The sequence below is a fragment of the Candidatus Tisiphia endosymbiont of Oplodontha viridula genome (genome assembly GCF_964264865.1).
Lineage (GTDB): Bacteria > Pseudomonadota > Alphaproteobacteria > Rickettsiales > Rickettsiaceae > Tisiphia.
Window position 1 is genome coordinate 668,717 of sequence record NZ_OZ183486.1, and the last position, 22,930, is coordinate 691,646.

The following is a 22,930-nucleotide window of genomic DNA, read 5'->3' on the forward strand; positions in this document are numbered from 1 at the left end:
ACTTAAGTTGAGTTATTTTTGCTTATTCTTTATAATTATTCGTAATAATATGTTTTATACGTACCGTTAGGGCATAATTTATTTTTCAACAGTTTCATTATATGAAAAATTTTCTAATATCAATCATATTATTAATCATTAATACTAGAACTTTTGCTCAAGAACAAGTATCTAATTTAATCACTCCAGTTAGTTATTTTGTCAATCATGAGCAACAACTTAGAATTCTTGATGAATATTTAAATAAATATAGACAAGCAAGTATAGTGGGTACTAGCGGTATAGGTAAAACTCAACTGATTAGGATGTATGGTTATGAGAATAAAAATAATTATGATCTTATTTGGTTTTTTGATTGTAACCTTGATTTTGATGAACAATTTGTGAAATTAGCCAAACAACTCAATATGGTTAAACGAACTAATATATCTGAAGAAGTTACTTTAACAAAAAAAGAAATAATATCATATTTAACTACTACTAAATGGTTATTGGTGTTTGATAATTTAAAAGTTAATGAAAATAAAAAAGTACAAGATTTAATCGATTGGGAACATAATGGTCATGTAGTGTTTTGCTCGCAAGATAATGAAAAGTTACATAACATTATAGCCATGCCACTACTCGATCACCCTACTATTGTAGCTTTAGCTAATAACTTATTAGACAATAAAAATAACAATAATATCGAATTTTTAACACAATCTTTTAGTGGTTATCCAATATTGATAGTGCAAGGAACTCAATTACTTAACAAAATTAAAGGTCTAGATAAAGAAGAATATAAAAAGAAAATTTATCAATCAACTGATAAAATAGCAACGAATATTAGTATGGCTGTTCAACAATTACCCTTTAGTGCAGCAAAGTTACTTAATAAAATAGCTTTACTAAATAACCAAGCTTTTTCAAAACAGCTGCTTACCATCATTACTGATAATAAAGATACCCTTGATGATGATATATATCAATTATCCAAGTTTATGCTAATTAGTAATATTAATGCTAGCGAGAATAACCCTATTTTTGAAATGCATGACATAGTCAGCAATAAAATAATGGAACTAAATGGCAATAATAATAAAATATATTTAGAAAATATTATTGCTAAGCTACCTAAGGCGAAAGGAACTCACTCAGGATATTTGTGGAGAAGTGCTCAAACTGTACTAGAAAACCTAGAAATTATTCTCACAAATTCTGAGAAATATAATATTAACATATATGCAATACTTACCTTAAGAAGTGAATTATTGTCTCTATATATAAACATTTACAATAATAATAAAGCACAACAAATGGTTGATTGGTTTAGTTGGAAAGATAAAAACAAAAAATTTAAATTGTGGCAAATGTCTGAATATCAAAAATTTTATTACGCTAGATATTTAGGAGCAATAGGAGTGTATAATAAAATAATATTAAGAAATTTTGAAACAGCGATTTCTTATCTTATTAAATCATTAAAGATTTTAGGTAAACTTGATGATGATGAATCTAGTTATTCTCTCAAATTTAATTTTATATCTCATATATCTGGATCTTATATGTTTTTAGGAGAGATAAAACTTGCTGAAGAATTTCTTAAAAAGATAGAAAAATTAGTAAAACAAAGAACAATACAAGAAGCTGATCTATCTATAATATATTCTTTAAAAAGTGCATTATTTAATATGCAAGGCAAATATAAGGAAGCTTTAGAGGGTGAAGATAAAATTATCGAACTATTTATAAAAAATGGATCGCATATTAATGACCCATACTTTACTGGAGCTTATATGCCTAGAACAAAGATATTGAATTCCCTTGGTAGATATCAAGAAGCTTATGCTCAAGCTCAACAGTTATATTATATACATAAGCCCATAAAGAATGAAGATAATGAAATATTTGCAGATATTTATATAGAAATGGCAAGAAGTGAATTAGGTTTAGGTAAAATAGATAAAGCTTCTGAATACATTAATAAAGCTATTCCCATATTTTTAGCAGATGAAAACAACAATCCGGAAAAAACAAATTATTCTAAAAATCCTAGCTTAGCAGCTAGTTATGTAGTACAAGGTGATAGTTTGTTTGCTCAAGATCAGCTTAAGCAAGCTATAGAATCTTATAAAAAAGCGTTTGTTATATATCATTATTTATATGGAGATAGAAGTAAAAATGTTGCTCAAGTAAGTGAATTATATAACAAAGGGGCAAAAGCCGCCTGTAAATCAAAAGATATATATAATTATAAATTTTTTGGTAAACCGCAAATTAAGGAGTTTGGCATACACCACCCTAATACAATTGATATGTTTGAATATTGCAAACAATATAACATGGATTTGTGGGCCAAAAATCATTAAGGGGATCTAAGCTGTATGATTTATATAGGCCTAGGACTAAGGATCAGGTTTTAAACAACTTACTAAGGATGGGTTGCTATTTTTAGCCTTACCCCAATTATGATTGTAAAGTTATATCTTATTTCCTGTAACTTCACTAAATGTTTAGTTTTAGGGTATGATGGTTAGTAATATGTATTAAAAAAGCAATTGCTATAAATTATTCATATCAGGATCACTATTAGAGCTTTGTTCAGAAGATTTACCATTATCAGTATTTTTAGTAGGCACAATTCTACCAACCATTTCATCTAGTGATACTTGGAAATAATCGGCTAGAGCTATGGTAATTGCACTACCTAAGGTTTTTTGAGAAGAGTTATCTTTTATCAAATCAGAAATAATATGCTCATTAAATCCAAGATATCTAGCTAATTTATAGAAATTTAAATTTAGTTTTTTTAGTTTTGCAGTAAGAAAATTTTTTAGATTAATACTGATGCTTTCTGAATCACTCATTTGAAATTTACAATTTCCTATGTTTAAAGAAGAGTTCATATTTCTGCCAACAACTTCATCCATAGAACATTCAAAGTAGTTTGCAATAGTGATAATAGTTTTGAGTGTAGGACGATAATATCCAGCTTTATTAATATTACCTAATGTTGAAGAAGGGAGACCACTATCTCTTACAAAGTCTTTTCTTTTTAAATTTTTATCTTTAAGTTTTATTTTTAAAAAGTTTTTTATGTTTTCAGGAACATTCATATACAATCAATTCCGGTGGATTCTCAGTAAGAGCAAAGAAATATGTAAATAAACATCAATATGGGAGCGAATAATATATGGAACAAATTAAGCTTATATTAGATTTTAGGTATTATGGTATGTATGGAATACTAATTTGTATTCCTTATATGTGTATTCTTAAAATTTTATATATATCAGATGTCAATACACTTATCCTCACTTTATTAATTCTAGTACCTTTTAGAGCTTGTCCTCAAACTAAAATTAAGGTATAATGAAGTGAACAAAGTATTATTAGTAAGAAGTATAGAAGAATGAGCAGAAAAAATTATCCAACAGATTTAACAGATGAAGAATGGTTAAGGATAGAGGGTTTGTTTCAAGTATCGTATGTAAAGGGAGGTAGACCTTTAAAACATAGCAAAAGAGAGATTTTGAATGCAATTTTTTATGTATTACGTACTGGGTGTCAGTGGAGATATATGCCGCATGACTTTCCAATTTGGAAGACAGTATATGAACAATTTAGAAGATGGAAGAAGCAAGGTGTATTTGAACGTATGAACCATGAACTTATCAAGGATGTTAGAAGAAAATTAGGTAGAAATGAGTATCCTAGTGCTTGCATAATAGATAGTCAGTCTGTCAAGACAACAGAAAAAGTGGAGCTAAAGGTTATGATGGAGCTAAGAAAATTAAGGGCAGAAAGAGGCATATTATTACCGATACACAAGGCTTTGTGTTAGGTTGTTATGTCGGTTCTGCGAATGAGAATGATCGATACGGAGCTACAGTGCTACTCAGTAACATGCAAAAAGAGTACACTACTATTAAACAAATGTGGGCTGATATGGGGTATCAGTCTAAAGATTTAAAGGGTCTCATTAAGGAAAAGTATAACATAGATTTAGAAATTGTTAAACGCCCAGTGTGCAGATTTTGGATACCAAAAAATACACCACTAGAACTATTGCCAACAAGGGAAGTTGGGTTTAAAGTACAGCCAAGGCGATGGGTTGTTGAGAGAAGCTTTGCTTGGATAAATAGAAATAGAAGGCTCTCCAAGGAATATGATTTTCTTACTGATTCTAGTGAAAATATAATTTTTTTGACTATGAGTCGATTACTTCTTCGTAGAATTACTTCTATTACTTAGTTTGCGGACAAGCTCTAATATATAATCACTCAATACCCAAAATCTTATGAGTTTGTAAGGAAAGGCGATGACCATACTTAATGGCCAAATCAATAGCTAACCGTTCATTTTCTTTATTTAGCAACAGATTATTTTGATCCATAGGCTGAATAAATACTGGTATATTATACTTGCTTTGTCCTACTTCTGGTATGTTAGAGTATTTGGGTATATTTTTAGCCACCAAAAATTTTAGGGCATTAATATGAGATAGTAAGTCATCTCTCAATAGTGCATAACCATTTTTCCCAGCTTTTGGTGAACAAACTATATGGACTTTATCTGGAAGATTACGATATAATGTGCCATTAGTTTCAATTTGCACCATATAGTCCAAATCTACTAATTTATAGCACAATAATTCTATAGGTTGACGAAAAGGCTCACCACCAGTTATAACCACTAATTTGATATTAATCGTAAGTTTTTCAACTTCTTCGATAATATTGTTAATGGTTAACATATTAAAATCTTCAAAGTCTGTATCACAGAAATTACAAGCAAGATTGCATCCACCAAGCCTAATAAAAACAGCAGGCATACCTATAAAAGGACCTTCTCCCTGAATAGTCTTAAAAATACTCTTAATTTCTAGACTAGTTCCATCATTAAATATGGCTGGTCTTTTAGGATTTTGTCCAAACATAATATACTCAGGTAGAATAAGGTCGTTGTGTCTAAAGATTTCAGCTGCTCCGTTACTCATGTACGCCTAGCTACTCGACTTTGCTACTGCCTAGCTCTTCTTGAAATTGACCTCTTCGTCTATCAACTCTTGAAATCATAGCAGTATAAAAGCCGATTATTAGATTCATTGAGGAAACAATATACTGACAAACTCAGTTTTTGATAAGTCAACTACAGGCTTTACAAGAACCTTTTCTGCATTTGCTTTTTTTACGTAACCTACCGTTATGCCGTAAGGATAAATATTACCATAACCAGATGTTATAACTTTTTCGCCTTTTTGGACAAGATGAGTTTTTGGTAAATAGAGTATTTTGCTACCATTACCATAACCGCTCATGATGCCTTTTTCTTTTGAAGATACGGTAGTGATCGGGATTCGAGAGTTTACATCATTAACTAAAATTATTTTAGAGTAATTGTTGCTTACTTGTATTACTCGCCCAACTAATCCTTCACTGTTGGTAACTATCTGATCAACTTCCACACCATGTCTCACTCCAGCTGACACTAAAGCAGTTTTACTGAAGGGGTTTAATGAAACACTTAGTAATTTAGCACTGACATAGTTATATTGTTCTTCTTCTACAACTGATAGTAGTTTTTTTAGTTCTTTATTCTCAGATTGGATCAAATATATATTACTATGTAACTTTCTTAGTCTTGCCACTTCTAATTGTAGTTCGATATTTTCTCTTGCTAAGTCTCGTAAATAAATAAAATTTTGGGTTATTAAATTAATTTGCTTAAATATGTTTTCATGAATTAGCAATCCACAAAAAATAACATGTCCAACGACTTCAAGAGAAATAGAAGAAAATCTTTTTGGAGCAGCAATAAATAAGTAAAGTGAGGCGATAACAAAAAATAAAACGAAAACACGTCTCAAAGTAACAAGTATAAATCTAGCAAACTCTACTATTTTACTAGAACGCTTTATTCTGTTTGCAAGTAATGCCATTGGTTAATCTTGTTTAAATAACACATGCTTAAATTTTTGAAAATCTTCTAGTACTTTTCCCGTACCAAGAGCTACGCATGATAGTGCTTGATCAGCAATAATTACCGGCAGTTTAGTTGCTTCTTTTAGGACATGATCTAAGTTTCGGAGTAATGCCCCACCACCAGTCATAACAATTCCCGTATCTACAATATCGGATGAAAGCTCTGGAGGAGTGCATTCCAACGCCACTTTTACTGCTTCTACAATTTGACTAATTGGTTCAATTAGACTGTCAGCAATTTGTCTTTCGTTTAGTAGCATTTCTTTAGGGATACCATGGATTAAATCCCGTCCTTTAATTTCCATTACTCTTGGTTCTAAACTATCATCTACGTAAGCAGCCCCAATCTGCTTTTTGATTTTTTCTGCTGTAGCTTCACCGATTAGTAAATTATAATGCCTTCTAATATAAGAAATAATAGACTCATCCATTTTATCGCCACCTACCCGTACTGATCTAGCATACACAATACCACCTAATGATAGGACTGCTACTTCTGTTGTTCCTCCGCCTACATCAACAATCATTGAACCAGTTGCTTCTGTTACTGGTAAGCCAGCACCAATTGCTGCTGCCATAGGTTCTTCTATAAGGTATACATCTCTACCTCCTGCACTCTCTGCTGCTTCTTGAATAGCTCTACGCTCAACTGGTGTAGAACCTGAGGGTACACAAATTATAATCATTGGACCAGTAAATGATCTACGATTATGTACTGTTCTGATGAAATATTTTATCATTTCTTCAGCTCCCTTAAAGTCGGCTATAACACCATCTTTTAGTGGTCTTTTTGCTTCAATGTCTGTTGGGGTACGTCCTAACATATTTTTTGCTTCCTGACCAAATGCGTATGGCTTAAATGCTCCGTCCACTTTAATCAATGCAACTACAGAAGGTTCGTTAAGTACGATTCCTTTGCCTTTGACATACACTAAAGTATTAGCCGTACCAAGATCTATGGCCATATCACATACAAATTTCCTGAAAAAGTTTGTTAACATTTTTATTTCTCCAAAATCAAATCATTTTAACGCATCAGGTTTCTTTAGAATGCATAATAACAAAATTACTGAAAAATAATATACATATATTTGGCAATAAAATAGCTAAGAAAGGGGGGGTTGCATTATATGCGAGTATTTTAAACAAAATCTCTAATAGGAAATAAATAATAAAACCTAGAAATAAGCCAATTACTAAGATTTTTTCTTGAGAATTATCACGTTGCTTGAGACTAAAAAAGCAGGCTGCTAAAATCACTGTGGTAGCCATAATTATAGGCTTAAATAACTGTTTATAGAAATAAACTTGATAGTTAGTTATTGGTAAACCAAATTCTACTAAATGTTTAATTATATCTGGTAAATCCCAAATAGCAATCATCTCAGGATTTATAAAACTATTTAGTAAGTTACTTATTGATAAATTTGTTGAAACGGTAAAATGCTCATATTGTTTGACATTATAGTTATCCGAAATTTTTACAGAAGTTAGTTTTAAATTATTATCAACTAAAATAGCATATTCCCCATCAATTCTTTTTAAGAAATTATTTTTGTCATCTAAAAATAATATAATAATCTTATTTAACTTATTGTTCACTACATCAATAGACCCAGCCTGAATAATTCTTTTATTGCCTTGATAATTCTCAATAAATAGTAAACCAGATTTTGATATTATAAAATTATTAGATGTCTTTTTACTTAATTTTGCTTCTAAAGATTCATATTTTTGTAAACCAAATGTACCAATAGGGTTACATATAGTTATTAGTATTATACCAAAAATCACCGCTGCAAAAACTGGAACAGCAATAACCCTCCAAATATGTATACCATTGCATAAAATAGTTATTAGTTCATTATGTTTAGTTAGTCTTTTTAGAAAAAATAACATCGCAATGAAGCTAAGAAGAGAAGCTACTTCATTAACTAAATAAGGTATTTTATATAATACAAGTTTCCAAAAAAAATGTGTTGGAATATATACAGCTTTAAATTTTTGCAAAAGGTCAAAGATATTTGAAAGAATTAAAACCCCGATAATCAGAAGCAATATACCGATGAAATAGCCACAATATAGCCTGAGTAGGTAAATTGAAAGAGTTTTAAAATTAATCATTTAAAAATAAAAATTGGTGACCGTATAATAGGCTCAAGTAATCATCGCCATTAGGGATGATGTCATCCCTTGTGCAAGGGTCTAAAACTATATAACATACTTTCTATGCTATTTTCTTAGACCTCTACCTAGCAGGGGTAACATCCGAAGGTACAGGGATGACCACCCTCATAGACGTCAACTTAAGAGCGTAATGATTGAACAGGTATAAACAAATTAAACACAGCCGTCATCACGAGGCATCGTTAGATGCCGTGGCGATCTAGATAAACAGCGAAGCTGTTTTTTAGAGTAACGCTTCGCGTATCTTAGATTGCCGCGTCGCCGCTTGCAGCGGCTTCTCGCAATGACGTTTAGGTTTGATTTACTTATACATGCTCAATCATTACGCTCTTAAGTTGACGCTTATGTGACCACCCTAGGCTATTAAACCGATGTCTTACATCGAATTGAGGTCAATATACTCGATGAAAATCAAGAATTGCGTCGTCATTATCCAAGATTCTAGCGGTGTTCACGTACTATATGTACACCTAACAATTAGCCTTAAGTTTTTATTGACATTTACGAGTAAGTGTTAATCAATGTTTTATTGCTAAATAACATTAATTAATTTAAATAATTTTAATATTATTTAAATTAAAGTATTATATTTGATCTATTACAATAACCTATATGGTTAGATTTTTTTAGGATAACTATAGTAATCACTTTACTCAAATCCCTTGACTTCTCCTGTTTTTCTTGTCAATAAAAACTTAAGGCTAATTGTTAGATGTACACCTAGCACCTCAACTTGGTAATTCCCGCTACTATCATGATTTTGATTCTATCGTCTATCAACTCTTCATTTACTAGCAGTATATTACATTTGATACAAAAGTTCAATGTGATTTTTATTATAAAAATAACGAGCATTTTTATCTAATCATCTAGCTGTATAAACTACGAAATAATTATAAGATTATTATTTTCTAAAGTTAAATTCATAAGTATTGTGGGAGTAATTAGGGTCAAATAAAGTGAGCCGAAGGAAAATATAGAACCAATTATAATGTGAGCCAAGAAATTTTGAGAGTCAATTAAATCGAGCTAGACTGTATTTTTAATAAAGTCATTTAATTTGAGTTACTTGTTACCTATAAAAGCGAGCTGCTACAACTAGTCATATAGTTTTTTATCTCCATTTAAACCTCAGGAATAGGAAATGTTACATCTCCTGTAATATTGAGTGAGTATTGCAAAGTATTACTCTCTTGCGGTACTGCATTAATCTCATCGATAATTGTTTTAGGAATGTCCAGACTGTTAACATTTCCATACAAATTAATTACAGCAAGCTTGCCTATGATTGTTAAAGGTGCAACGGGATCTGAAAGTAATTTGCATCCAATATCATTACCACGAGCTTTAGTAATATAGCACGGGGTAATATTTTCTTTATTAGGTATAAGAGCAGATTTTTGGTCGTGTCTGTACAGTAGAGCCAATTCATTATTTTTATTTAAACCTGCCGCATAATGATAAACAGTATTACCATTTGTATCTTGATACTTTAAGTCATAATAACACTTTTGGAGTAATAGCTCTAAAATCTCATATGAACCATATATAACAGCCACTTGCAAAAAGGATTGGCCAGCCGTATCAAGCCCCGATTGATTCGTATCAATCGATCCTTTAGAATTAATAAATTTTTCAAGAGCATTGAGGTTTTTATTACGAATTAAGCTAACAAAGCTTTCGTTTTCAGATTCTGATAATCGTTGTGTGTCAGGCATAAATATAATATTAAGTTAGTTCTATGAATTATATAGGAATATTAATAAAAAATCAAGGGTTTTATCACATTTGTAAATCGTGGTCTAGCGAGAATCGTAAAACCTTAAATTTTGGACATTATGATGCCATGAGCATAACAAAATTCTCAAAAGTAGCACCAAAATGCTAAGCATTAGACTTCTTTCGAAACTCGCTTATGCTGAGGGATTTGAAGGAGACGCGGAACGCAGAACCGCAGCGTACTCTAATGTACGTGAGGATTCGAGTACCGCATCGACGTACAAATCACCAGCAGAAGTAGAGTTTCGAAAGAAGTCTATTATGTAATAACATAAACAAGAGGCAACCCTGCAATAACATGTTATTGACATTTGCTTCTAATTAATCTAGAGATATAATAAAATTTAGTCTAATATTTATGGCTCGATATTATTATTAACTTGTTATGAATCATCTAAACCAAATATTAAAATCTGCACAAAGCAGAATAGAATCAACTCAAGCTCTATCAGAGTTGCAACAAATTAGGGTGGAGTTTCTTGGGAAACAAAGCTTACTTAATCAAGAAATGAGAAAGCTTGGTAGTCTTGAGCAAAATGATCGCAAAAAGTTAGGCGAGGCAGTTAATCTGCTTAAAGAACAGATTAGTAATTTGCTAGAAGCAAAACAAGCAGCCTTGGAGGAAATTGAATTAAATAAACGATTTGCTGAAGAGAAGACAGATTTAACAATTCCAACCCGGCAGTATAAGAAGGGGAGCATACACCCCATTACCCAAGCTACCGAAGAATTAATTCAAATATTTGCAAAATTTGGGTTAACAATTGAGTATGGTTCAACTATTGAAAATGATTGGTATAATTTTACTGCCCTAAATTTTTATGAAGATCACCCCGCAAGGCAGATGCACGATACTTTCTATCTAAAGGCAAAAGAGGCAGAACATCCCCTATTGTTACGTACTCATACTTCACCGATACAAATCAGGACGATGCAAAATGGTAAACCGCCTTTTAGGTTTATTGCTCCTGGTAGAACTTATAGGTCTGATTCCGATATGACACATACACCAATGTTCCATCAGATTGAGGGTTTAGTGATCGATGAAAATATCAATATGGGACATTTAAAATATGTTATCACTGAATTTATCAAAGATTTCTTTGAACAAACAAATATTGACATACGTTTTAGACCAAGTTTTTTCCCGTTTACTGAGCCATCAGCAGAAGTGGATATTAAGATGCAGGGTAGCAATAAATGGCTTGAGGTACTTGGTTGTGGTATGGTTCATCCAAATGTTCTTAAAAATGTTAATATAGATAGTGATCTCTATCAAGGCTTTGCCTTTGGTCTAGGTGTTGAGCGTTTTGCTATGTTAAAATACGGTATCAAGGATCTCAGACAATTTTTTGAAGGAGATATAAGATGGTTAAAACACTATAACTTCTCTGCTTTTGACTTGCCAAGTCTAGCTGGAGGATTAACAAGATGAAATTTACTTTATCTTGGTTAAAAAAATTCCTAGATACCGAGAGATCTGTTGAGGAAATTGCTGAATGTTTAACTATGCTTGGCCTTGAAGTAGAAGAAATAATAGACAGAAGGACGGAACTAAAGGATTTTGAAGTAGCTCATATACTAGCTACTAAACCTCACCCATCGGCGGACAAGCTAAAAATATGTGACGTTCAAACTAGCGAAGGTATTTTACAGATAGTTTGCGGAGCAAGTAATGCTAGGGAAAATATTAAAGTAGTACTGGCAAAAATAGGTTGTGAAATCCCTAATGGTAAATTTAAAATTAAAGAGTCGGTAATACGAGGGGAAAAAAGTTGCGGAATGTTATGTTCTGAAGCAGAACTATTAGTGGGTACTAATTCTGATGGTATAATAGAACTGATGCCCGATGCTAAGATAGGAGAGCCATTTATACAATATTATGGGTATGATGACCCAGTTTTTGACATTAACGTTACCCCAAATCGTGGTGATGCTCTTGGCGTCTATGGTATAGCTAGAGACCTAGCTAGCAAGGGTATTGGTACGCTTAAAGAATTAGAAGTACCATCAATTGCCGGAGAATTTAAATCTATTTTGGCTTTAGAGATAGAAAATAAAGAAGCATGTCCATTATTCTGCTTTCGGGAAATAAGAAATTTACAAAACAAGACAAGCCCTGATTGGTTAAAGCAATTATTGCAAAATATTGGGCTAAAACCGGTTTCAGCCCTAGTGGACGTCACTAACTATATATCGTATAGTTTCGGGCAACCAATGCATGCTTACGATAGAAGTAAATTATCAGATAAGCTGCAAATTACACTACTTAAAGAAAAAACTAAATTTCTAGCTTTGAATGGCAAAGAATATGATTTAGATGAAGGATCTTTGGTAATTCAAGATGATAGGCAAGTACTTACTCTTGCTGGTATTATAGGAGGTGATAGTAGCAAAAGTGAGCTTGAGACACAAAATGTCTTGCTAGAAGCGGCGTGTTTTTCTGCTAAATATATTACTAAAACTGGTAGATCTCTACAGATTGATACTGATTCTAGATATCGTTTTGAACGTAATATTGATCAAGCATTTACCTTAAAAGCCTTAAATATTGCAAGTAAAATGATTTTATCTATTTGTGGGGGTAAAATTTCTGATATAGTGTATAATGGGGATATCTCCTTTGTTCAAAGATTCGTGGAATTCCCTGTAGATTGTCTAGCTAAAATAACTGGTCTGAGCTTAAATAAGACAGAGATTTGTAATATTTTAGAGAAACTTGGCTTTGATATAGTAGATATAGGTGACACTCTAAAACTTACCATACCTTCTTGGCGGTATGACATAGCAATCAAAGAAGATATTGTTGAAGAAATTGTTCGTATTTATGGTTATGACAAGTTAGACTCGATTAAATTACCAGAAATGCAACTAACAAGGATTATACCTAAAGAGCAAAGAAGAATTTCTGATATTAAAAGAATTTTAGCCACTTGCGGGTATGATGAAGTCGTAACAAACTCATTCATGGATAGTAACGTCGCAAAATTATTTGCTCCAATATTTGCTCCAATAAAAGAGGAATTATTTTTACTAAATCCTATTAGTGTAGATAATAATTATATGCGACCTAACCTCATTGCAAATTTACTTAAATTAGTTCAAAAAAATTTAGCAAGATCAATTAGAGAAATTGCCTTGATGGAAATAGGACCAATCTTTAACTCTTGTAAATCTGATGGTGAGTTAGTTTTTGCTTCTGCAGTAAGATGTGGACAATATCATGTGAAAGATTGTCATTCTGAAGCTCGCTTAGTAGATGTTTTTGATATTAAATCTGACCTAGAAAATGTTTTAAATTATACTGGCTTATCGATTGATAAGAGCCAATTTTGTCCAACTGAGTTACCGTATTACCATCCGACAAAATCAAGTATTATAAAACTTGGTAAAAATGCCATAGCATATTTTGGACAAATTCATCCATCTATATTAAAGCATTTTGATATTGATTGCGAGATATTTGCCTTTGAAATAAATATTGCCAATATACCATTTGCTAAAGCAAAGTTTGCTAAAAGAGATGAGTTTATTGTTTCCGACTACCAGCCAACTTTTAGAGATTATGCTTTTGTAGTTGATCTAGAACAGCCGGTTGGCGAGATGATGACTTATATAAAGAATTCTAATAAAAAAATAATAAAATCAGTTGATATATTTGATATTTATTCAGGAGATAAACTACCATCAGGTAAGAAATCAATGGCAATTAAAGTACAATTCCAAGCAGATGATCGTACACTAAATGAAGCAGACCTAAATTTATTAAGTCAAGAAATTGTTACAATTGTTTATGAGAAATTCCAAGGTAAGTTGAGAGAATAAACTTCTACTTTCAGACTAAATATATATCCAAAAAATGCTAAAGTAACCTAAACATCCGTAATGGAAGTCAATAAAAAATAGTAACTTAACATAAATTTTCATTGTAAGAAGAATTATTTTTGACAATAGAGTGCATAAAAGCTAGTAATTTGCACATAACAACAACAAGAGCAACTTTTGCTGCTTTATGTTTAGCAATTAAGTGGTCATAAAAATTGCGTAAGTGCTTATTACATTTCTTAAAAGCCTCAATGCGTAAATCATCCCAGTTAGTTAAGTTAGCTAGGGTTTTATTTAATACTTTCCCGTCTTCGCGATAAGAGGTACGAAGCAATATTGCAGGACGAGAATTTCTATTTAGGACAGTTGTAATATACATGAATAAGATTCATACCCTTCTTATTCTAGCCATGTCAAGTAAAAAATATCATTTACATGACTACAAATTTATCGCAGAATTCTTGTAAACCTTACTTTCCTGCCTCTTCAAGCACTTCTCCCTCTCGAAGATAAGACGCGACTCATCTTCGAGACGAAAAAGTGCTTAAAACGTCTAAAGAATCAGGTTTGCAGTGGTTTTGGCATGAAGTTTGTAGTCATGTAAACATCACTTTTCTACTTGACATACTAAAAATTAGTCAACATAATGCTTCTTATGTGTATTACCATTGTTTTGTTTCAAATAAAAACTCTTGTCATTAAAGTACACTTTTATCAGTATTTCTTTATTATAAAATTCCACAGGTGAAAAAATAATGGTATGGACCTCCTGATATACAGAATGAAAAGCAGTTGCTAATCTTCTAAAGTTAATATTAAATATTAAAATAACAATCAGGAGGCTAAGATGGAAGTTACCACAATTGGTATAGATATTGCAAAAAGAATTTTCCAAATTCATGGTGTAGATAAAAATGGTAAGACGGTATTAAAGAAAAAATTAATGAGAGATCAAGTTTTAACATTTATGGCTAATTTACCAAAATGTTTGCTAGGGATGGAAGCTTGCGGCGGAGCTAGTTACTGGGCAAGAGAAATAACTAAATTGGGGCATACAGTAAAACTAATGGCAGCACAATTTGTCAAACCGTATGTTAAAACTAATAAAAATGATCAAGCTGATGCAGAAGCTATATGTGAAGCGGTAACAAGACCAAATATGAGGTTTGTACCAATTAGAACTGTAGAACAACAAGATATTTTATCAATTCATCGAGTAAGAGAGAGATTGGTAAAAAATCGTACTGCCCTTGCTAATGAAATTAGGGGTCTACTACATGAATTTGGTTTTATTATTCCTCAAGGGATCAATAAGGTTATGACAAAATTAACCGAGATTTTAGATGAAGGAAATTTAAGCCAGCTGGGTTATCAAACATTTAGTGAACTGAAAGAGGAATTTTTGGATAATGACAAAAAAATAAAAGAGATAGAAAAAAGATTAAAAATAATAGCTAGCAACTTAACTCAATATCAACGATTAACAGCTATACCTGGTCTTGGTTTAATTACTGCTACTGCTTTAATAGCATCAATAGGTAATGCTACAAGTTTTGAGAATGGTAGGCAATTATCGGCATGGTTTGGATTAGTGCCAAGGCAGCATTCCAGTGGAGGGAAAGACAAGTTGCTTGGAATTAGCAAGCGAGGTGATGTTTACTTGCGTACATTGATCCAAGGAGCTAGAGCTGTACTAAATGCCAAGATAAGATTTACATCGGAAGAACAAAAATCTAAAAAAGATTTTAGCAAATTTACGCAGTGGATGTTTAATTTATCTGAGCGAAATGGACATAATAAAACAGTAGTTGCTGTAGCTAATAAACTGGCAAGAGTGGTGTTTGCAGTACTAAGGTCAGGGGATGATTATGTAGAGAGTAAAGTTTGTAGCACAGAGCTATTATAATTAACATAAAATAAAATAAATAGTGGTTTATTAATTAATAGGTAAACAAAGAATATGTAAGAGATTCCAACCCGGAATATGCGTGAGATAATAATATTGATGGTAAATAAGACAAACCTTAGCTTACAAAAAAACTGATGACTACAATGGCTCTTTGAAGCCGATAAAATGATAAGTATATAGTAAATTTGTAAGCCAGCGAATTCCATCAGGGCTGTAGGATAAATTACACATAATTTATTAACTATAAGCCGGATACATGTATGCATTTGCATTTTTGCTATTAGATGTTATTTTTTTCTTGCATTTTACAGGAGGTCCATACATGTAGTCAGTAACAAAAATTTAATTTTCTGTCCCACACACCGCATGACAATCTACTTCTATAGCATAATTTCTGCTCATATTTATCTCGAAGATGAGTCGCGATAAGAGGTACGAAGCAATATTGCAGGACAAGAATTTCTATTTGGAACAGTTGTAATATACATGAAAGAGATTATATCTCTAAATTCCAGCATTGTCAAATAAAAAATATCATTTACATGACTATAAATCTTATAGCAAAATCCTTATAAACCTCATTCTTTAGGTGTTTTAAGCACTTTTTCGTCTAGAAGATGAGTCGCGTTTCAACAAAAGAACAAGAAGAAGGCTATTCTATTGAAGCGCAAAAATACCGATTACAAGAATATTGTATGCGTAAAGGTTTAGAAATTCTAAGAATATTTGAATTCTCTGAATCATCAACAGTAGGTAATCGTAAAAAGTTTATGGAGGCTATAGATTTTGCTAAAAAACAAAAAGAGGTTATAGCAGTAGTTGCAGATAAAGTTGATCGATTACAACGTAGTTATAAAGAAACACCTATACTAAATGATCTAATTGAAAGAGCAAAAATCGAACTACATTTTTACACAGAAAATTGTATAATACATAAATATTCTACGTCACAAGAAAAGATGATGTGGAATATTTTTGTATTAATGGCTCAAGCCTTTGTTGATAGTCTTAGAGATAATGTCAACCGCAGTATAGACCAAAAATTACGTTTAGGGGAATGGATCAGTACTGCCCCTATTGGTTACTTGCATATCAAAGGACACGGTACAGGACATAACAAAGGAAAAATAATCATTGATCCTGATCGTGGTCCTTTAATTAAAAAAATATTTGAAACATATGCTACAGGCAGTCATACTCTACCTGAAATACTAAAGAATGAGGATTACGTAATTCTAGAGGTAATCAAGATTATTTATGCCACTCTCATCTTTATTCTATTATTACAAATCTATTTTATTACGGAGTAATGCGAGTCCTAAAAACTAAAAAAGAATACCAACATATATATCCTCCTCTAATTAGTAAAGAATTATTTGATACTTGCCAAAGGGTACGTGTTAACTGGAATAAAAAACCGTTTAAATATAGAGAAAAAGAATATATATTTAGAGGATTGATAAAATGTGCTGTTACTGGTCGTGTGATCACTGCTGATACTAAGCAGAAGACTTATCCTAATGGTAGTACAGCAGAGTGGATATATTTACTAGGATGGCATCCTGATAACCCTAATAAAAGGATATACGTGAAAGAAGAAATAATACTACAGGAAGTAGAAAAAGTATTAGCAACACTCCATCTAGATCCTAATTTGCTAGCTGAAGTAATTGCTTATATTAAAAGCTCAGCAAAAATAGAGCAAGGTTTTCATAAAATGCGTATAGGAGAGTTACATGCTGAGCATACTAAGATCAAAACTCGTATGGATAGGTTAACTGATTTATTTTTAGACGGTGATATTAGCAAGGAAGATCATGAAGGAAAACGTCAGCAATTAATACAAAAACGTGAAGATATCGTGAGAGAAATAGAAAGCCATAACAATGCTGATGATAAATTTTCAGAACGCCTAGTTAACCTAGTAGAACTGGCTTCTGGAGCGTTAGAAACATTTAAAGGTTCGAATATTGAGAAAAAACGCAAATTGTTAAATCTTGTATTTTCGAACCTAGAGCTGAATGGCTGTAAGCTAGATTATACCTTGCGTCCACCGTTTGACGCATTCGTAAAATGCACTAAAATCGAAGAATGGCGCACCCTAGAGGATTCGAACCTCTGACCTACGGATTAGAAATCCGTTGCTCTATCCAGCTGAGCTAAGGGTGCGTATACTCAAATGATTTGGAGAATTGGGACAATAAACAAGGGATGAGCGAACGCAAGCAGTACATAAAATACGTGAGTACGCGAAATCCCTGCAAGTATTTGCAAAAGCCAATTCTTCTGCAAAAGCCAATTCTTCAAAGCAGAAGAGTATATATATATACTTCTATGATTTCAAGAGTTAATAGACGATAGTATAACTTCAAGAAGAGCTAGGCAGTAGCAAAGTCGAGCGGCGTAGCGTACATGAGTAACGGGGCAGCTGAAATCTTTAGGTCGCGAGACCTTAATTCTTGAAGTTCTACCTGAGTATATACAAAGATGTTTATTTTATATCAGCTAAGGTGATCTTTTTCAAGTGCAAAAAATAATAACTTTTCTTCTAACATAACTGGTTCTTGTATCTAATAGTCAACTTCATCGTTATTTTTATTCTCTAGTTCTTACAAACTTGATATTTATTATATATATACTACTCGTAAATGAAGAGTTGATAGACGATAGAATCAAAATCATGATAGTAGCGGGAATTACCAAGTCGAGGTGCTAGGCGTACTATAGTACGTGAGTACCGCAGATCTTGGATAATGACGACGCAATTCTTGATTTTCTATCTGAGTATATATCAGTTTAAACATTCTGACTTTATAATATATGCTGCTACACTTGAAGGAGAGCTAGGGCTTTTAAAACCTAATTCTATTAAAATCTTCCTGCTTTCTTTCACTTGCTGCGCTGCTTTTTTCCTGTCAACTAATAGTGATGTAAGCTTATCTGCTATATTTGATTTAGTACAGTTAAACTGGATAAATTCTGGTAATATCTCTTTATTAGCAATAATATTAATCAAAGAAATATAAGGTATTTTTATTAGTAACTTTATTAATAGAAAGCTTAAGATATTTAATTTATAAGCAACAATCATTGGAGTATTACAAGCGGCAATTTCTAAGGTATTAGTGCCAGATTTTGCTAGAGCAAGGGTAGCTACAGCAAAAATCTTAAGTCTATCACTCGAGAAATGGTAGTTAAATGCTGCATCTGATAAAAATGGTTCAATTAAAGATTTATGACTAGGCTCAGCCGTGACAAATATCACTTCAAGATTAGGGAATTTTTTTGCTAGTAGATTGATTGCCGCCGTGAATACCGGAGCATGTCTTGTTATTTCACCTTTGCGGCTACCACAAGTGACACATAACACTTCTGAATGAACAGGTATTTGTAATTCTCGCTTTAATAGCTCTTTATCTTTATCATCATAAAAATACTGCTCTAATATTGGATGACCAATATACCGGCAATCTAGACCTACCTTCTGAAAGTATGGTGGTTCGAATGGCAGTAAAGCCAACAAATAATCGTAAATTTTAGCGTATTTCATAGCCCGGGAAGGTTTGTATGCCCAAACGGAGGGTGCGACAATATGAATAATCTTTAAATTGGGCCGGACTGCTCGAATCTTCTTTGCCACTCTATAAGTAAAGCCTGGCGAGTCTATGGTAATTAACAAATCTGGGGCATGCTGAATTATATCAGCAATAGTATGCTTGATTAGCTTAGTGATCTTAAAAATATGTGGTATAATTTCGACGAAACCCATAAGATTTATTTGACTAATCGGGAAAAGGCTATGCTCTAACCCCGCTTCTTCCATCTTGCTTCCCCCTACACCAACGAACTCTAATTGTATCTCCTCCAGCTTATAGAGATCTTTTAGGCTTTGTATCAAATGACTCCCTATAAAATCTCCTGAAATTTCACCAGCAATTAGATAAATTTTAGCCATTTGACCGTTGCTTACTACATAGGCTTAAATTTTTGTCAATCACAGCAGAATGAATGCCAACACAATTAAGGATCGAATGAAATACATAGTCATGACTAATTTCAGTGCCTAAATGATTGGCTATAGAACTTACCAAATCAGGATGTTTTTCTTTAAATTCATTCGATACCCAAACTAGAAAAGGTACTGTGGTCTGTTCTGGGATCATAGGTCCACCGTGACCGTAATAACCATGTTCTCCCAAAGATTCTGCATGATCAGAAACATACATTAGGATAGCGTTACTATTTTTTAATAGACCTATTACATTATACAAAAAAAAATCTGTATATAAAATGGTATTATCGTAATCATTAATCAACCCTTCAATATCACAACTGCTCTGATCTACCTTAGTAATGGAATTACACTTAGGAGTAAATTTTTGAAATTCTTGAGGATATCTAGCAGAATATTTCCAATGACTACCAGCTGTGTGGATAACTAAAACATTTTTAGTAGTAGAATTTACAATATTATTTTCAATATGAGGTAACATTTCTCCATCGTGATCAAGCCTCTTTAATAAAATAGAACCACTGGGTATTATAGCAAATCTAACTTCATCATAAATTGTAACGGGGTTTTTACTTCTTAAGTATCCTACTATACTCTGAGTGCCAATCCAATTAGTGTTAAAACCAAGCATGGTAAAAATTGATAAAAAACTCGTTTCTTCTGTACTTTTGTCTAAGCTACTCGCAGGATGGCGAGATAGAAGAGATGGGACAGAAAGATGTGTGTGATTGGAAGCAGACTGTGCTTTAAATGAAAAAAGATTTTCAACAGAACTTAAATATGGCGTAGTGTTCCTGTGATAACCATTAATACCAAAATGATCAAATCGTGCTGATTCTCCTATTACAAGTACTACTGTAATATTTTGATCCGATTGATCAATGAAAGAAAACTTCTTACTTATATCATCACGCATTGCACTTTTTTTGCTATTTAAAGATAAATATGTATTATGTAAATATTGGATAGGAAAATAACCCTTTAGCAAATTAAACTGCGGCATAATAATATTATTAATGGTAATTAAAAGACAAATTGCCGATAGTAATTTTGTAACAAATAGTTTACTATCTAAAATAGAGAAATGCTTCATCGTATAAATACAAGTAGCTAGGCTAAAAATTAGCCAAACAATTAGCCTAATACTAGCTATCTCATATACTTCATTGAAGTCAGTAGAGAAAAAGCTACCCATCATCTCTTTTGTAGGAGAAATTTTGAAAAGATATAGATAATAGCTGGCAATTGCTCCCGTTATAAATAAAAATATTGCTCCTATTATAAAAACAAGTCGATGGATAGTTAAACCAAAAAAAATGATAAAGCAAGTAAAGCAAATATAAATAGAGTCCTTACTCAACTCCAATATTGCTTTAAAAAAAGCGACTTTGTAGTAGCTGAACTTGTAAACAATAACTGCTGAATTAAAAAGTAGAAAATAAATAAAAGAGAACACCAAAGATAGTTTGATTAGGTTACTATCTAAATGTTTTTGGATTAGTTTTAACATATAAATAACGTACTTTTGTATGATTGTAACTTAGGTATCATGATAACATCAACACTGCAAGAGTTTTTTCAACTTTTACAAGTTAATAAACCAATTATATCTGTTGATTATGGGACACGCAAAACAGGCATCGCTATCTCAAATCAAGAACATACCCTCGCTATGCCTATAAAAACTATATATGAGATAACAGAAGAAAATAAGATCAAATCAATATTAGACTTGATCTCAACCTATTCTAGCTGTGGTGTTGTCGTAGGACTGCCGATTAGTATGAATGGTCAGGCTAGTGATCAAACTGCGATTGTATTAAAATTTAGCAAAAAGCTTAGTTTAGCCATAAATCTTCCTATATATCTACAAGATGAAAGACTTACTTCCCTTGCTGCCAATAGTTTATTAAAATCGCTAGGAATCAAAAGACGAGAACGTAACCAAAAAGATGATTCAATTGCAGCAAGTATGATTTTAGAAACTACTTTAGATTCTATTAAGAAACTCCACAGAAGATAAGTAGTGTATTCTAGTGTAATAAAAATACATAGGCGTCATATACTGCTCGTAAATGAAGAGTTGATAAACGATAGAATCTAAATCATGATAGTAGCAGGAATTACCAAATCGAGGTGTTAGGCGTACATATTAGTACGTGAGTACCGCTAGAATCTTGGATAATGACGACACAATTCTTGATTTTCATCGAGTATATATGGGACACTACAAGAACAAACTCAGATAGACTAAAACTCGTACCATAATTGGTTGCGGGGGTTGGATTTGAACCAACGACCTTCAGGTTATGAGCCTGACGAGCTACCAAACTGCTCCACCCCACGATAATGGAAGTACCTGTGAATTGATTCTTTTTGGTAATTTTATTGTCAAAATTTGCTTCCGTTCCTTACGTATATTTGCGTACTGCTTGCGGTATACTCTTCTACATTTTTCCTAAAAATTATTCAATTCGTAGACACTCCTATAATATACGCACACACCTACTATGACGTCACCCTAAATTTATTTCAGAACCTAAACTACTTAGTTTTAACAAATCCTCCACCCCGTTCAGGTTGACATCTACCTTGAGTAAAAAGCCTAGCTATACCTTTTTACCAAAACTAAGCCCAGCAAACTTTTTATTAAAGTCACTGATATTTTTATTAGATTGGTTAACAACATTTCCAGATTCTTTAGTCCATGCTGGATGTTTCCTATAATCCACATCCATCAAAATCTCTTCTGCATGACCACCGGAATTTGTTTCAAAAACATCTTTACTAATAATAATTTTGAATTTTTTATATTTTGGGTGTATTCCAGTTTTCATAATGAAGCACCAACTTTTTTCTCAACTATCTTTCTTTTAATTATCTGTGCTTTATCTGAAAGTACATCACATGATATTTTAAGCATATATGCATCAAAACCACCTACTTTCTCAACAGAACGCATACATTTGGCATTTACCGAGAGCTTATATTCTTGCTTCGTCAGATCACTTGCAAACCTTACCACCCTTAGGTTAGGTTCAAATCGTCTTCTAGTTTTTCTTTGTGAGTGTGATACTTTATTACCATATAAAACACCTACTCCACTAAGCTCACATCTACGAGACATCGTGATCTCCCTTCCCATAATTTATAACACAGGATTATACTATATAATAAGGTCTTATGTCAATATGTATATTAACATTATGCAAATTTTATGCAAAAATCGTTAACACTTTTGAAGTAGCGACT

General features: G+C 32.4%; 22 protein-coding genes and 2 tRNA genes. 11 read left to right on the forward strand and 13 right to left on the reverse strand.

Annotated features, from left to right (window positions below; translation table 11 throughout):
* Positions 1-101 precede the first annotated feature (101 nt).
* Positions 102-2,351: a tetratricopeptide repeat protein gene (locus tag ACFEL1_RS03155; protein WP_375331430.1), complete on the forward strand. Its 2,250-nt coding sequence runs from the start codon at positions 102-104 to the stop codon at positions 2,349-2,351.
* Between the two features lie 192 nt (positions 2,352-2,543).
* Here the strand turns inward: ACFEL1_RS03155 and ACFEL1_RS03160 are convergent, their stop codons facing one another.
* Positions 2,544-3,098, reverse strand: a complete 555-nt coding sequence (locus tag ACFEL1_RS03160) for a helix-turn-helix domain-containing protein (RefSeq protein ID WP_342278304.1) — start codon at positions 3,096-3,098, stop codon at positions 2,544-2,546.
* A 296-nt stretch (positions 3,099-3,394) separates the two neighbouring features.
* Between ACFEL1_RS03160 and ACFEL1_RS03165 the strand changes: the two genes are divergently transcribed.
* A protein-coding gene (locus ACFEL1_RS03165) for an IS5 family transposase (protein WP_342278303.1) occupies positions 3,395-4,236 on the forward strand; the annotation gives its coding sequence in 2 pieces (ribosomal slippage) (positions 3,395-3,767 and positions 3,767-4,236; 843 coding nt in all).
* A 25-nt stretch (positions 4,237-4,261) separates the two neighbouring features.
* Here ACFEL1_RS03165 and ACFEL1_RS03170 read toward each other — a convergent pair.
* The 5 genes from ACFEL1_RS03170 to ACFEL1_RS03190 all read right to left on the reverse strand — a co-directional run bounded on the left by ACFEL1_RS03170 (position 4,262) and on the right by ACFEL1_RS03190 (position 9,871).
* Complete coding sequence (locus ACFEL1_RS03170) at positions 4,262-4,921, reverse strand: 7-carboxy-7-deazaguanine synthase QueE (RefSeq protein ID WP_342279188.1); 660 nt, start codon at positions 4,919-4,921, stop codon at positions 4,262-4,264.
* 165 nt (positions 4,922-5,086) lie between these two features.
* Entirely contained in the window at positions 5,087-5,923 is an 837-nt protein-coding gene (mreC, locus tag ACFEL1_RS03175; RefSeq protein WP_375331431.1) for a rod shape-determining protein MreC, read from the reverse strand.
* A 3-nt stretch (positions 5,924-5,926) separates the two neighbouring features.
* Positions 5,927-6,967 carry a rod shape-determining protein gene (locus ACFEL1_RS03180; protein WP_341751642.1) on the reverse strand — a complete coding sequence of 347 codons (1,041 nt, stop codon included), beginning with the start codon at positions 6,965-6,967 and terminating at the stop codon, positions 5,927-5,929.
* A 34-nt stretch (positions 6,968-7,001) separates the two neighbouring features.
* Complete coding sequence (locus tag ACFEL1_RS03185) at positions 7,002-8,090, reverse strand: LptF/LptG family permease (protein WP_375331432.1); 1,089 nt, start codon at positions 8,088-8,090, stop codon at positions 7,002-7,004.
* A gap of 1,187 nt (positions 8,091-9,277) precedes the next feature.
* Positions 9,278-9,871, reverse strand: coding sequence for an ankyrin repeat domain-containing protein (locus ACFEL1_RS03190; RefSeq protein WP_342278300.1), 594 nt, complete (start codon positions 9,869-9,871; stop codon positions 9,278-9,280).
* Between the two features lie 23 nt (positions 9,872-9,894).
* Here ACFEL1_RS03190 and ACFEL1_RS03195 point away from each other — a divergent pair, with 23 nt between their 5' ends.
* From ACFEL1_RS03195 to pheT, 4 genes are all read left to right on the forward strand, one after another.
* Positions 9,895-10,041: a hypothetical protein gene (locus ACFEL1_RS03195; RefSeq protein ID WP_341761463.1), complete on the forward strand. Its 147-nt coding sequence runs from the start codon at positions 9,895-9,897 to the stop codon at positions 10,039-10,041.
* The gene (locus ACFEL1_RS03200) at positions 10,035-10,199 is read left to right on the forward strand and encodes a palindromic element RPE1 domain-containing protein (protein ID WP_342278299.1); all 165 of its coding nucleotides are present in this window, start codon (positions 10,035-10,037) and stop codon (positions 10,197-10,199) included. The genes ACFEL1_RS03195 and ACFEL1_RS03200 overlap by 7 nt, the downstream gene beginning before the upstream one ends.
* Positions 10,200-10,317: 118 nt before the next feature.
* On the forward strand, positions 10,318-11,367 hold the full coding sequence (gene pheS, locus ACFEL1_RS03205) for a phenylalanine--tRNA ligase subunit alpha (protein ID WP_342278298.1): 1,050 nt from the start codon (positions 10,318-10,320) through the stop codon (positions 11,365-11,367).
* Positions 11,364-13,757, forward strand: coding sequence for a phenylalanine--tRNA ligase subunit beta (gene pheT, locus ACFEL1_RS03210; protein ID WP_375331433.1), 2,394 nt, complete (start codon positions 11,364-11,366; stop codon positions 13,755-13,757). Before pheS ends, pheT begins: the two co-directional genes overlap by 4 nt.
* An 85-nt stretch (positions 13,758-13,842) precedes the next feature.
* Here pheT and ACFEL1_RS03215 read toward each other — a convergent pair whose 3' ends face one another.
* Entirely contained in the window at positions 13,843-14,136 is a 294-nt protein-coding gene (locus ACFEL1_RS03215) for a hypothetical protein (RefSeq protein WP_341761466.1), read from the reverse strand.
* A 161-nt stretch (positions 14,137-14,297) separates the two neighbouring features.
* Between ACFEL1_RS03215 and ACFEL1_RS03220 the strand changes: the two genes are divergently transcribed.
* The 4 genes from ACFEL1_RS03220 to ACFEL1_RS03235 all read left to right on the forward strand — a co-directional run bounded on the left by ACFEL1_RS03220 (position 14,298) and on the right by ACFEL1_RS03235 (position 17,788).
* The gene (locus ACFEL1_RS03220) at positions 14,298-14,459 is read left to right on the forward strand and encodes a hypothetical protein (RefSeq protein WP_341761148.1); all 162 of its coding nucleotides are present in this window, start codon (positions 14,298-14,300) and stop codon (positions 14,457-14,459) included.
* Positions 14,460-14,604: 145 nt separating this feature from the next.
* Positions 14,605-15,663 carry an IS110 family transposase gene (locus tag ACFEL1_RS03225; protein ID WP_375331434.1) on the forward strand — a complete coding sequence of 353 codons (1,059 nt, stop codon included), beginning with the start codon at positions 14,605-14,607 and terminating at the stop codon, positions 15,661-15,663.
* A 620-nt stretch (positions 15,664-16,283) separates the two neighbouring features.
* A complete protein-coding gene (locus ACFEL1_RS03230) occupies positions 16,284-16,976 on the forward strand; it encodes a recombinase family protein (RefSeq protein ID WP_342278296.1) in 693 nt (230 codons plus the stop codon).
* Entirely contained in the window at positions 16,976-17,788 is an 813-nt protein-coding gene (locus ACFEL1_RS03235; protein WP_375331435.1) for a hypothetical protein, read from the forward strand. Before ACFEL1_RS03230 ends, ACFEL1_RS03235 begins: the two co-directional genes overlap by 1 nt.
* Here the strand turns inward: ACFEL1_RS03235 and ACFEL1_RS03240 are convergent.
* The 3 genes from ACFEL1_RS03240 to ACFEL1_RS03250 all read right to left on the reverse strand — a co-directional run bounded on the left by ACFEL1_RS03240 (position 17,759) and on the right by ACFEL1_RS03250 (position 21,188).
* Positions 17,759-17,835, reverse strand: a tRNA-Arg gene (locus ACFEL1_RS03240). The genes ACFEL1_RS03235 and ACFEL1_RS03240 overlap by 30 nt on opposite strands.
* Before the next feature lie 622 nt (positions 17,836-18,457).
* Positions 18,458-19,621, reverse strand: coding sequence for a lipid-A-disaccharide synthase (gene lpxB, locus ACFEL1_RS03245; protein WP_341761468.1), 1,164 nt, complete (start codon positions 19,619-19,621; stop codon positions 18,458-18,460).
* A complete protein-coding gene (locus ACFEL1_RS03250; RefSeq protein ID WP_341763048.1) occupies positions 19,614-21,188 on the reverse strand; it encodes a phosphoethanolamine transferase in 1,575 nt (524 codons plus the stop codon). Before ACFEL1_RS03250 ends, lpxB begins: the two co-directional genes overlap by 8 nt.
* Before the next feature lie 39 nt (positions 21,189-21,227).
* On the opposite strand from ACFEL1_RS03250, the gene ruvX reads away from it, so the two are divergent.
* Complete coding sequence (gene ruvX, locus ACFEL1_RS03255; protein WP_342278292.1) at positions 21,228-21,701, forward strand: Holliday junction resolvase RuvX; 474 nt, start codon at positions 21,228-21,230, stop codon at positions 21,699-21,701.
* Positions 21,702-21,947: 246 nt separating this feature from the next.
* Here ruvX and ACFEL1_RS03260 read toward each other — a convergent pair.
* The 3 genes from ACFEL1_RS03260 to rpmB all read right to left on the reverse strand — a co-directional run bounded on the left by ACFEL1_RS03260 (position 21,948) and on the right by rpmB (position 22,805).
* Positions 21,948-22,024 (reverse strand) — tRNA-Met (locus tag ACFEL1_RS03260).
* Between the two features lie 263 nt (positions 22,025-22,287).
* Complete coding sequence (gene rpmE, locus ACFEL1_RS03265; RefSeq protein WP_341748295.1) at positions 22,288-22,515, reverse strand: 50S ribosomal protein L31; 228 nt, start codon at positions 22,513-22,515, stop codon at positions 22,288-22,290.
* Complete coding sequence (rpmB, locus tag ACFEL1_RS03270; protein ID WP_341761471.1) at positions 22,512-22,805, reverse strand: 50S ribosomal protein L28; 294 nt, start codon at positions 22,803-22,805, stop codon at positions 22,512-22,514. Before rpmB ends, rpmE begins: the two co-directional genes overlap by 4 nt.
* Between the last annotated feature and the right edge of the window lie 125 nt (positions 22,806-22,930).